The following is a 1,128-nucleotide window of genomic DNA, read 5'->3' as shown; positions in this document are numbered from 1 at the left end:
TCGACGGGCGCGGACCCGGAGCAGGTGGCGGCGAACATCCGGGCGTGGAAGGCGCGGTTCGAGCCCCCGGAACCGGGCGGCGGGGGCGGGCTGCCGCCCGGCGGACCGACACCGACGCCGCCGGGTAGCGCCGGCGGGGACGGGAGCAGCCCGAACGCGCCGGTCGGGGAGGGGCTGCGCGCACGAGAAAGCAGCGAGACCGACAGTCACGGGAACCCGGCGCCCACCACCGACCCGGGTAAGGGGAACGTGTGGCAGCTCCGCGACGTTCACCACAGCGGCGGTGCGGTGTCGAAGGGGTGGCGGCGGGTGAGGGCCAACGGGTCCGACGCCGACGACACCAAGAACCCGAGCGAACTCAAGGCCGAGTTGGAGGGCCTGAGCGACGACGCCAGCCGCCTCCGGGTCATCGCGCTGTCGAGTGCCAAGCCGGAAGTCAAGGCGGAGGCCGCGGGGTGGGTGCTCGTCGGTGCCGACGCCAAATGGCAGTTCGGGGCCGACGCGAGTAGCAGCCCGGTCGGGAACGGCCACGACCTGCGCCAGGACGACGGTCAGCTCCTGCGCCTGCCGGACATTAAGACGCGCGCGTCCAAAGACGAGGTCGTGCTCACCGACCCGGAGATGCTGTCGAAGATCTCCGAGGTGCTCCAGGCGCACGAGCAGAACGCCTACCCGGTCGTGGCCGGTTACATCCACCTGCACCACGCCAAGGGAGCCACGTTCGTGGGCGGGTTCCCGCCGGGCGAGACCACTTACAAACCCGCGGCGCCGCCGAAGAAAGCGACCGCAGCCCCTCCGAAGTCACCGAAATCGCGGAAGAACGCGCCGGCCCCGGCGCCCGCCCCGCGCCCGCCGACCCTCTACACCGATTTGGAATCCTGGAAGACGGCGGTCGAAGACCGGCTGAAACGCCCCAACGACGTGAACGGCCAGTTCCCGGCGCTCCAACTGTCCCCCGCTCTGACGACGGAGTTTGACAAGTGGACCACGGATGAGGTAGCCTCAGGGCGTAAGGCGTACCGCGAGGCGACGGCCTTTCTGGCGAGCCCGGGGGTGTACGAGAAGTACAAGGAGTTGATCTCGAAGCAGGCCGTGGCTCGTATCGGTGACGCGGCCCGGGACGCGCTG

General features: G+C 70.4%; 1 pseudogene. It reads left to right on the top strand.

The window, feature by feature from the left end:
* Positions 1–1,128: pseudogene (locus R5W23_RS08775) on the top strand (hypothetical protein); the annotation flags it as partial.

Origin of the sequence: Gemmata algarum (genome assembly GCF_034097035.1) — a bacterium.
Lineage (GTDB): Bacteria > Planctomycetota > Planctomycetia > Gemmatales > Gemmataceae > Gemmata > Gemmata algarum.
This window is presented reverse-complemented; position numbering and strand designations above follow the sequence as displayed.